A 10,037-nucleotide genomic window follows, 5' to 3' on the forward strand; every position below is an offset into this window, starting at 1 on the left:
GCATGGGGCTGTCGCCGCCTTGCGCGGCGACAGCCCCATGCTGCGCGAGCCATCCAGCAGCACCTCCACGCGCGGCGACACCTCGTCCTGGCGCACGCGCAACACCAGCTCCCCCGTGCGCGCCACCGCGTTCCAGTCCAGCTGCCGCAGGTCGTCCCCTGGCTGGTACGCGCGGAAGTCGTGCAGCTCCATCGCGCTGCCCGCGGATGTCGCGCGCACCTCCCCCACCCGTCCCCGCTGCGGCAGGCGTGGCAAGGCCAGGGTCAACCCCGGCGCCAGCCGCGCCACCTCCGCCTCATCCAGCCTCGCGCTCACTGCTGATGGGCCCGCCGCTCGCGTTCAGCAAGCACCCGGTCCGCCGCGAACGCCGCCAGGAGCGCCACCAGCGCCACGCACACCAGCAGCTCCGGCGGCATCTTGAGGCCGCTCGGGTCGCTGTAGTCGTACCTGCCGAAGTTCAGCGTCCCCAGCACCGGGTTGAGCAGGTTGAGCAGCTCATCGCGCCCCTCCAGGTCCAGGAACACCGCCAGCAGCGGCGGCACCCCGGCCCCCATCACCCCCACCAGGATGAAGAGCAGCCGCACGGACACCGGCGACGCGAACCGCCCCGAGCGCGGCATCCGCCCCAGCAGCAGCGCCACCGCCAGGTACAGCACCCCGTAGAGCGCCAGCGCCACCATCGACATCGCCATCCGCAGGCTCCCCGTCGAGTCGTCCGACAGCCGCAGCAGCACCGCGCACCCGGCCGCCCAGCCCAGCAGCAGCAGCACCGACAGCCGGAAGCCTCGCAGCGCGCCAGGCTTGAACAGCGACCAGGCCCGCGTGCCCGCGCGCAGGGGCCGCGACTGCCCGTCCACGTCCGTCGCCATGAAGAGGCTGGCGAAGATGAGGTGCAGCCCTCCGAGGATGCCCATCACCCCGGGGATGTCGTCGTCCTTGTCCATGAACCACCACACCGCCGTCATCCCCACGAACGTCAGGAGCACCTGCACCACCAGTGCCCGCCGGGGATGGCGCGTGTAGTCCTCCGTCACCAGCGACAGCCGCGACACCGCCGTCTCGAACACCAACCACCCGTCCGACACGAGCAACCAGAACGCCGCGCCCAGTCCCAGGAAGAAGTCCCGGTCGAACGAGAACCCGCTGCCGCGCTCCTGCGTCACCACGAAGGTGAACGTCAGCGTCTGGAAGAACGTCACCACCAGCACGCCCACCAGCCCCAGCCGCACGGCGGCCCGCCCCATCCGGCTGTCCGCGAGCGTCGCCGCGCACACCGACACGAGCGTGAGGAACACCAGCCACGCTCCACCCATCACCAGCACCATCAGGATGGTGGGCAGGTCGATGCCGTTGAGGAAGTAGCTGAACAGCAGGAACGGCCCCACCGCCGACGCGTACAGCGCCGCCTGCACCAGGAAGGACGCCACCTTGCCGGCCAGGATGCGCCGGGGCCCCAGTCCCGTGAGCAGCAGCAGCGACCACGTCTCGTCCTCGCGCTCGCGCGCCAGGGAGCGGTACGCGTTGAAGGGGATGACGCCGAAGTGCACCAGCGCCAGGCACACGAAGAAGGAGAAGAAGTACGTGCGCCCCTCGCGCGTGTACGTGCTGGCGTGCGTGTTGCCGAACGCAATGAGCGACAGCACCAGGCACGCCGCGAGCAGCAGCCCGAAGCACACCCAGAACACGCGCGTGCGCAGCCCCTGCCGCACCTCCTTCACCACCAGCGGGTTGAGCCGGTCGCCCCACTTCTCCCAGCGGTCGGACGTCATGGCGGGGACACCCGGCGAGGGGGCGGACTCGGTCGCGCCCGACGCGGGACTTGCTTGCGTGCTCACGCCACCCTCCCCTGGGTCACCGTCATGAACGCGTCCTCCAGGTTGCGCTCGCGCGGGCTGAACGCGCACACCGGCAGCCCCTGCGCCACCAGCGCCGCGAGCAGCACCGCCGCGGCGGCTTCCGCCTGCGCCGGCCCCGCGTCGGCCTCCAGCTCCAGCCGCACGCGCAGCGCGCCGCCCTCGCGCGCCACGTCCTTCACGCGCGGCTGCTCCAGCAGCGTGCGCTCCGTGCGCGCCCACAGCGCTTCACCCTCGTCGCCCGCCGCCGCCAGCCGCACCGTCAGCTCCGTCACGCGGGACGGGCCCGCGCTCTGGCGCAGCAGGTCCTCCACCTTGCCCTGGGCCAGGAGGCGCCCCTGCTCGATGATGACGCAGCTGTCGCAGATCTCCGCCAGCTCCGTGAGGATGTGGCTGGAGATGATGACCGCCTTGCCTTGGTCCGCCAGCGCGCGCAGCAGCTCCCGCAGCTCGATGCGCGCGCGCGGATCCAACCCGTCCGCCGGTTCATCCAGCAGCAGCAGCCGCGGGTCGTGCAGCAGCGTGCGCCCCAGGGCCACGCGCTGGCGCATGCCCTTGGACAGCTCCGTGGTGAGCTTCTCCGCCAGCGGCCCCAGCCCCGTGAACTCCATCACCGAGTCCACCCGCTGCTTGCGCTGCGCGCCCTTCAGCCCGTACGCGCGCGCGAAGAAGTCCAGGAACTCCCTCACGGTGACGTCGTCGTAGGTGCCGTAGCGGTCCGGCATGTAGCCCAGCAGCGGCCGGGCCCGGTCCGGCGCGTCCACCAGCGACGTGCCGTCCAGCAGCACCGTGCCCGCGGTGGGCACGTCCAGCGTGGCCAGGATGCGCAGCGTGGTGCTCTTGCCCGCGCCGTTGGGCCCGATGAACCCCAGGATGCCGCCGGCCTCCAGGTTGAATGACACGTCGTCCACCGCGCGCAGCGCCCCGTAGTCGCGCCGCAGCCCCTTCACCTCCAGCAGGCTCATCGTCGTGCCTCCTCGACCTGACCGCGCACCAGGTGCTGCGCGGCCTCCAGCTCCACGTCCATCACCGCCGTGGGTGTGAAGCCGCGCCCGCCCAGCCGCGCCACGAACGTCCCTTCGCCCAGGTCCTGCTCCAGGGCCGTCACCGCTCCCGGGAAGCGCCTGCGCGCCTCGTCATGGAGGTCCGCCAGCGCATCGTTCTCGCCGTCCAGTGGCGTGGCCCGCCCCTCCGCGCCGTCCGCCAGCTCCGGCAGTCGCCAGAGCTGGCCGTCCAGCTTCAACGTGCCGCCCTGGAGCGGAGCGCCCAGCGCGTTCTGCACCTGCACGGCGCCGTCCGCCTTGCGCGCCGTCAGCCGCGCGCGCGAGGGAATCACGGCGACCTCGCCCCACTCGCGGTAGCTGCGCGAGGGCAGGAAGCTGCTCTTCACGACCAGGCCGTTCGTCCAGTCAAAGGAGCGCGGCGGATCCTCCGGAGCCGACGGGGCCAGCAGCACGCTGGAGGCGGGCATGCGCACGCTGTCCTCCGCGAGGTTGGCGTACCAGGCGTTGAGGCCCACCGTCACCGCGCGCGACCGCTCGCGGTCCAGCAGCGTGAGGCTGTAGCGCGCGGCATGCAGGCTGAAGCCGTCCACCAGCACCGACCACGCCACCAATCCCAGACATGTGAGGGCCGCCAGCGTGGGCACCGCGATGAGCACCGCCAGCGGCCCCTTGCGCCGGGCGAGCATCCACCCACCGGGCCCCACCGCGAGCGAGAAGAGGAAGATGAGCAGCAGGAAGCGGCCCACGGGCGCGCGGGCGCTGGAGAGCAGCGGCAGCCGCCCGTCGCTCAGCAGGTCGTTGCGCTCCCACCGGGGCGGCGGGCCCGCGGGCACCACCATGGCCGGCGACCGCTCCGTGTCCTCCCAGAGCCGCATGCCGCATCCCTGAGCCTGCGTCCGGCAGGCGCGGAACTGGCGCACGGAGCCGAAGCCGTAGGGCGACAGCTCCGCCTGCGCGTCCTGGAGCAGCGGGAAGTGCAGCCGCGGATTGGCGGGGGGCTGGTCGAGCACCAGCTGGCCGCCGCTCAGCGCGAAGGTCTCCAGCACGGCCCAGACGTCATCCGGAACCTGGTCCGGCGGCACCGCCACCAACACCGCGTCGTAGCCCGCGTACGCGGCCAGCTCGCGCGGCGCGGTGTGCGGGTCCACGAAGCGCGTGGCGACGAGCGGCTCCGTGTTCTCCACCGCGCGGCTCATGCCGGTCGCCTTCTCGAAGGCCTTCACGTCGCCCAGCACCATCACGCGCGCGCCCTGGTAGCCATCCAGATAGAAGCCCTTGGAGCTGGGATACAGCCCGGGAGACTCCAGGGTCAGTGTCCCCGTCTGCAGGTCGGCGGGCATCAGGAGCCAGGTGACGGTCCGCTCGCGCGGGCCCAGCTCCAACGAGCGCTCCGTGACGCGTCCCTGCGGCGAGTGGATGACCAGACGCACCTGCCGCGGCTGGCCACCGCTGTTCTGCACCGTCACCTGGATGGGGGTGTAGCCCCGGTTTGGCACCAGCGTCGCGGTGCGCACGGTGGCCTTGAGGTCCCCCTCGCCAGGCTCCCCCGCGGCGGGGAAGGATTCGGGCGTCTCCACCACCTCGCGGTAGCCACTGCCATGGGACGCGGCCTCCCGCGCCTCCTCCACCGCCGCCGTCGCCGGCGCCGCCGGCGCCGCTACCTCAACCGCCTCCATCGCCGGGCTGGTCGCGAAGGCCTCCGTCCCGCCGGGCACACCGGGCAGGCCCGTCCAGAGCAGGGTCCCCAGGAGCACGGCGCCGGCCAGTGCCGCGCGGCTATCCACGGGGCACCTCGGGAGTGGCCTTGAGCAGCTCGCGCACGACGTCCGGCGCGGACACCTTCTCCAGCGACGCCTCGTAGGCCAGCACCAGGCGGTGGTTGAGGGCGGCGGGCGCGGCGGCCACCACGTCGTCGAAGCCCACGTTGGGCCGGCCCTCGAGCAGCGCACGCGCACGGCCCGCGGCGGCCAGGGCCAGCGCCGCGCGAGGGCTCGCGCCGAAGCGCACGAAGCGGCGCACGGGCTCGGGGGCGGAGGCCTGTCGCGGGTCGGACGCTTCCACCAAGCGGCCGATGAAGTCCGCCACCGGGCCGGGCAGGTGCACGCGGTCCACGGCGGCGAACAGGCGCGACAGCCCTTCGGCGTCCAGCACCGGCTCCAGCGCGGGAGGAGCGCCGCGCACGCGCGTGGTGAGCAGGGTGCGCAGCGTCTTCGCCCCCACGGGCGGCACGAGGATGCGGAAGAGGAAGCGGTCCAGCTGCGCCTCGGGCAGCGGGTACGTGCCTTCGAGCTCGATGGGGTTCTGCGTGGCGAGCACGAAGAAGGGGTCGGGCAGGGGCCGCGTCTGGCCCAGCACCGTCACCGAGCGCTCCTGCATCGCCTCCAGCAGCGCGGACTGCGTCTTCGGGCTGGAGCGGTTGATCTCATCCGCGAGGACGAGGCTCGCGAAGAGGGGGCCCTCGCGGAAGACGAAGTCGCGGCGGGACTCGCCCTCCAGCACGTAGGTGCCGGTGATGTCGCCGGGCAGGAGGTCGGGGGTGAACTGGATGCGGCGGAAGGGCAGCGACAACAGCCGCGCCAGGGCCTTGCACAGCTCCGTCTTGCCCAGGCCGGGCAGGCCCTCCAGGAGCACGTGGCCCCGGGCGAGCACCGCCGTCACGACCTGCTCGACGACCGACTCCTGATCGAGCATCACCTGGTTGAGCCCGGCCTTGAGCCGGGAGGCCACGTCCGCCGCGCCCTGTGCCTCGGCGGGACTCAAAAGCTCCGCTGCCACGTCGTTCCCCCTTCTGGACTACGGACCACCGAAGTACCGCTTCACCAGGTCGCGGTTGCGAGGCAGCAGCGGACCGGAGGTCGGTCCCGCCGTCGCATCGCCCTTCGCGCCCGTGCCCTTCGCGCCCACCGGCCCCGCCTGCCCCGTCCGGGCCTGCGCATCCGCGGCACGAAGGCCCCACAACTCTTCTGCCTCGCCGCCATGGCCTTCCGGCAGCGGCTGGAACGCGAGCCGCTCCGGATCCATCTCCGCCTCGCCGCCGAAGACGAGCGGCTGGCTGTCCCCGCCCCGGCTCACGCCCGCGCCGTCGCCCTGCCGCATGCCCCGGCTCGCGTGCTGACTGCCCTGCTGTCCCTCGCCGTCGCCCTCTTCACCTTCACCCTCGCCCTGCCCTTCCTGCCCTTGGCCTTGTCCCTTCTTGCCTTTTTGGCCCTGCCCCTGTCCGGACGACTGCTGCCGCCGGGTGGGACGCCGGGCCTGGGCGCCGCGGTTCCCTCGCGAGGCGTTTTCCTCTCCGAAGCGCTGCGCCAGGGACTGCTGCCGTCGCTCCAGCGTGCGGCGCAGGTCGGCGATCTGATCCGGAGAGCCGGAGGCCTGGGCGCGAGCGGAAGCACGGGCCTGGGCCTCGCGCGACGAGTCACCGGAGGCTTGCCGCGAGCCCTTCTCGCCGCCCTGCTCTCCAGCGCCCTGCCCCTGCGAGCCCTGCTTGTCGCCGTCCTGCTCACCGGCGCCCTGTCCCTGCGAGTTCCGCTCGGACGCGAGGCCTTCCTGTTCCCCGGCGGCGGAGTCCTCTTCGCTCCCGCCGGCGCGAGCATCGAGCGCCATCAGTGCCTGCTCCAGCGACTCGCGCTCACGGGTGGCGGCTTCGGCACCGCCCGCGGCGGCGAGCGCATCCTCCAATTCAGCAGCGGCCTCGGAAGCGCGGTTGAGCTCGGCGGCGGCCTCGGAAGCGCGCTCGGCGAGCCGCTGCTCCAGGGCATCCGCGGCCTCCCAGTCCGCGGAGTCGAAGCGGCCCTGGGCGACTTCTTCCGACAGCCGGCGCAGCTCCTCCTCGACGTCGGGCCCCAGGGGCTCCTCGCGGGCCAGGGCCTCGGCCTGCGCCTGCACGGCGGCGACCTGGGTCGCGGCGGCGGCGTTGATGTTCGACGCGCGCAGCGCCGGAAGCGGAACGAGGAACCCCACGGCGAGGAACACCAGTGCCCCCAGGAGCGCGCCCACGGGCCGGCGCCAGGGAACCTCCGGAGGCTTCACCTGCTGGGCGAACTGGTTGAGGCTCAGCTCCCACTCGCCCACGGGACGCTCCAGCCGCGTGAGCAGCAGGCCCCCGGCGTTGGCGGAGCGGTCCGCGAGCACCGCCGCGTACTCCAGCGACACGCCGCGCGAGCGGGCGCGAACGAACCACCACACGAGGCCCGCGACCCCCAGCGGAGGCACGGCCCAGACAGCCAGGTCGCGCAAGAGCAGCCGGCACAGCACGCACGCGGTGGCGATGGCCCAGACAGGAGCGATGCCCGCGCCGGTCCAGGCGACCGCGTTGAGCCGCCGCTGCACGCGCCGGATGGGCGCGAGCACGAGGGACTGGAAGCGGCGTTCGTCACTGGCGGCCATGCGTGGAAGCCAGTGTCGGACACCCGGCCCATCGTTCACAAGCGACGCCCGGGAACGGTCGAATCCCGCCGCGGACGGTCGTCCGTCCGACTCCAGCTGTCGAGAAACCGCGAATCCCCAAGCGACCCCAGCAAGCGGCGATTACTCTGCCGCCCCCTATGAACTTCCGATTCCTCGGCCGCAGCGGTCTGAAGGTCAGCGAGATTTCTTTCGGCAACTGGCTCACGCATGGCTCGCAGGTGGAAGAGGACGCCGCCGTCGCGTGCGTGAAGGCGGCGCTCGACACGGGCATCACCACCTTCGACACCGCGGACGTGTACGCCGGCACCAAGGCCGAAGCCGTGCTCGGTCGCGCCCTCAAGGGCCAGCGCCGCGAAGGCTACGAGCTGTTCACCAAGGTCTACTGGCCCACCGGCCCCGGCCAGAACGACCGCGGCCTGTCGCGCAAGCACATCATCGAGTCCATCCACGGCTCCCTGCGCCGTCTCCAGACGGACTACGTGGACCTCTACCAGGCCCACCGCTTCGACGCGGAGACGCCCCTGGAGGAGACCATGCTCGCGTTCGCGGACATCGTCCGCCAGGGCAAGGCCCTCTACATCGGCGTCTCTGAATGGACCGCCGAGCAGATCTCCGCCGGCGCGAAGCTCGCCCGCGAGCTGCGCGTGCCCTTCATCTCCAACCAGCCCCAGTACTCCATGCTCTGGCGGGTCATCGAGTCCAAGGTCATCCCCACCTCCGACGCCGAGGGCCTGGGCCAGATTGTCTGGTCCCCGCTCGCCCAGGGCGTGCTCACCGGCAAGTACCTCCCCGGCCAGCCGCCGCCCGCCAACACCCGCGCCACCACGCAGCAGGGGGCTCAGTTCATGAGCCGCCTGATGAGCGACGACGTGCTCACCCGCGTCCAGCAGCTCAAGCCGCTGGCCCAGGAGGCCGGCCTGTCGCTCGCGCAGCTGTCCGTTGCGTGGGTGCTCCAGAACAAGAGCGTCGCCTCCGCCATCATCGGCGCGACGAAGCCGGAGCAGGTGCTCGACAACGTGAAGGCCACCGGCGTGAAGCTCGACGCGGAGCTGCTGCGCCGCATCGACGCCATCATCGGCCCCGTCGTGGAGCGCGACCCCGCGCAGACCACCAGCCCGACTCGCAGGCCCTGAGAATTCGCGACACGGGGCAGGCGCTCCAGCGCCCGCCCCGCCGGCGCAGGCGATGCCAGACATATGACATCCGCGCCCTGGTTTCGCCGTGCCCGTCCACCAGCGCGCGACACCCAGGTGAACTCCGGCCGTTCCATTTGACTTTTGAGTCGGGGGGAACAAGAGACTGCCCCGCGCGTTGACGCGGTCCCACTCTTGAACCGGGCATTTCCCACATGACGTCCTTCTTCCTCCTGGCCCAGGCGGCCCAACCCGAACTCGGATGGTTGAGCAGCAAGCTGCTCGGGGTGACGCTGGGCAGCGCCGAGTGGGTGCTCTGGCTGCTCGTCACCCTGTCCATCGTCTCCATCGCGGTGATGCTGGAGCGCGCGGTCTACTTCTCGCGCCACCGGCTGCCCAACTCGGAGGCGCTGGCGGTGCGCCTGGCGCGCGGCGAGTTCGACGCCGTGGCCGGTGAGGTGAAGAACCAGAAGGGCATGGAGGCCGCCGTCATCCGCGAGGCCCTGGCCTCCGCGCCGCAGGGCCCCGACACCGTGGAGCAGGTCATCGCGTCCACCGTCGCCCGCGAGCGCCCCCAGTACGAGCGCGGCCTGTCCATCCTGGGCACGCTGGGCAACAACGCCCCGTTCATCGGCCTGTTCGGCACGGTGCTCGGCATCATCAAGGCCTTCAACGACCTGGGCGCCATGAACGCCAAGGGCGGCGCCATGCAGCAGACGGTGATGGCCGGCATCTCCGAAGCGCTCGTCGCCACGGCCGTGGGCCTCGCCGTCGCCATCCCCGCCGTCGTCGCCTTCAACATCTTCAACCGCCAGCTGAAGACGCTCACCAGCCGCACCACCGCCCTGGGCCACGCGCTCGTGGGCGCCATGAAGGCGCGCAAGCCGGGCGCCGCGGGAGGCAACTAGCCCATGGCCGGCGGCGCGAACGACAGCGACGAGGAAATCTCCGGCATCAACGTCACCCCGCTGGTGGACGTGGTGCTGGTGCTGCTCATCATCTTCATGGTCACCGCGAACTTCATCGTCCGCGAGACGGTGGAGGTGGACCTGCCCCGCGCCGCCAACGGCGGTGAGACGGTGCAGGGCCTGGTGAACGTCGTCCTCGACAAGGAGGGCAAGCTCTACTTCGACGGCGCGGAGGTGACGGAGGCGGACCTGTCCCGCCGCGTGACGGAGGCCGTGGCCAAGGACAAGGACACGCGCGCCATCATCAGCGCGGACCAGACGCTCGCCTACGGCCGCGTGATGCGCCTCATCGACGTGGTGAAGGGCCAGGGCATCGCGAAGTTCGCCCTCAACATCGAAAAGGACGCGACCCCCGCACGGGCCGCGCCCGCCACGCCCTGACCCGAGGCCTGCGAAGATGAGCCAGGCGGTCCTCGACCCCATCCCCCAGCGCGACCGCTCCACGCGGTTCCTGCTCGTGTTCCTCCTCGTGTCGCTCGCGCTGCACGGGCTGGCCTTCGGGTACCTCTCCACCATGGAGGGCCGCAAGCTCACGCCTGGCCAGAAGCCCGTGGAGATGGTCATGGTGGAGGTGCAGAAGCCGCCACCTCCACCGCCTCCGGAGGAGAAGAAGGAGGAGCCCAAGCCTCCGCCGCCCCCGAAGGTGAAGCCGGTGAAGCCGCCGCCCATCAAGGT

General features: G+C 71.9%; 9 protein-coding genes and 1 pseudogene. 4 read left to right on the forward strand and 6 right to left on the reverse strand.

Annotated features, from left to right (window positions below; translation table 11 throughout):
* From D7W79_RS32200 to D7W79_RS32220, 6 genes are all read right to left on the reverse strand, one after another.
* Positions 1–315: DUF58 domain-containing protein (locus D7W79_RS32200; protein WP_147442151.1), on the reverse strand; the 315-nt coding region annotated here is incomplete at its 3' end.
* Positions 312–1,835 (reverse strand): ABC transporter permease, encoded by a 1,524-nt coding sequence (locus tag D7W79_RS32205; protein WP_208729892.1) that lies wholly within the window; start codon positions 1,833–1,835, stop codon positions 312–314. The genes D7W79_RS32205 and D7W79_RS32200, both read right to left, overlap by 4 nt.
* A complete protein-coding gene (locus D7W79_RS32210) occupies positions 1,832–2,818 on the reverse strand; it encodes an ABC transporter ATP-binding protein (RefSeq protein ID WP_120529196.1) in 987 nt (328 codons plus the stop codon). Before D7W79_RS32210 ends, D7W79_RS32205 begins: the two co-directional genes overlap by 4 nt.
* On the reverse strand, positions 2,815–4,641 hold the full coding sequence (locus D7W79_RS43945; protein WP_158617101.1) for a hypothetical protein: 1,827 nt from the start codon (positions 4,639–4,641) through the stop codon (positions 2,815–2,817). The genes D7W79_RS32210 and D7W79_RS43945 overlap by 4 nt, the downstream gene beginning before the upstream one ends.
* Entirely contained in the window at positions 4,634–5,632 is a 999-nt protein-coding gene (locus D7W79_RS32215; RefSeq protein ID WP_208729893.1) for an AAA family ATPase, read from the reverse strand. The genes D7W79_RS43945 and D7W79_RS32215 overlap by 8 nt, the downstream gene beginning before the upstream one ends.
* 18 nt (positions 5,633–5,650) lie before the next feature.
* Positions 5,651–7,240, reverse strand: a complete 1,590-nt coding sequence (locus tag D7W79_RS32220; RefSeq protein WP_120529197.1) for a hypothetical protein — start codon at positions 7,238–7,240, stop codon at positions 5,651–5,653.
* Between the two features lie 158 nt (positions 7,241–7,398).
* On the opposite strand from D7W79_RS32220, the gene D7W79_RS32225 reads away from it, so the two are divergent.
* The 4 genes and pseudogenes from D7W79_RS32225 to D7W79_RS32240 form a co-directional block, all read left to right on the forward strand.
* Positions 7,399–8,394 (forward strand): aldo/keto reductase family protein, encoded by a 996-nt coding sequence (locus D7W79_RS32225; RefSeq protein ID WP_120529198.1) that lies wholly within the window; start codon positions 7,399–7,401, stop codon positions 8,392–8,394.
* A gap of 215 nt (positions 8,395–8,609) precedes the next feature.
* Positions 8,610–9,302, forward strand: a complete 693-nt coding sequence (locus D7W79_RS32230) for a MotA/TolQ/ExbB proton channel family protein (RefSeq protein WP_120529199.1) — start codon at positions 8,610–8,612, stop codon at positions 9,300–9,302.
* 3 nt (positions 9,303–9,305) lie between these two features.
* A complete protein-coding gene (locus tag D7W79_RS32235) occupies positions 9,306–9,743 on the forward strand; it encodes an ExbD/TolR family protein (RefSeq protein WP_120529200.1) in 438 nt (145 codons plus the stop codon).
* A gap of 16 nt (positions 9,744–9,759) precedes the next feature.
* A pseudogene (locus D7W79_RS32240) lies at positions 9,760–10,037 on the forward strand (energy transducer TonB); the annotation flags it as partial.

Source organism: Corallococcus exercitus (assembly GCF_003611585.1).
Classification (GTDB): domain Bacteria; phylum Myxococcota; class Myxococcia; order Myxococcales; family Myxococcaceae; genus Corallococcus; species Corallococcus exercitus.

Bases quoted from the DNA above. Each gene is read 5' to 3' on its own strand.
- D7W79_RS32210 (WP_120529196.1), bottom strand. From the start codon at position 2,818: ATGAGCCTGCTGGAGGTGAAGGGGCTGCGGCGCGACTACGGGGCGCTG.
- D7W79_RS32220 (WP_120529197.1), bottom strand. From the start codon at position 7,240: ATGGCCGCCAGTGACGAACGCCGCTTCCAGTCCCTCGTGCTCGCGCCC.
- D7W79_RS32225 (WP_120529198.1), top strand. From the start codon at position 7,399: ATGAACTTCCGATTCCTCGGCCGCAGCGGTCTGAAGGTCAGCGAGATT.
- D7W79_RS32230 (WP_120529199.1), top strand. From the start codon at position 8,610: ATGACGTCCTTCTTCCTCCTGGCCCAGGCGGCCCAACCCGAACTCGGA.
- D7W79_RS32235 (WP_120529200.1), top strand. From the start codon at position 9,306: ATGGCCGGCGGCGCGAACGACAGCGACGAGGAAATCTCCGGCATCAAC.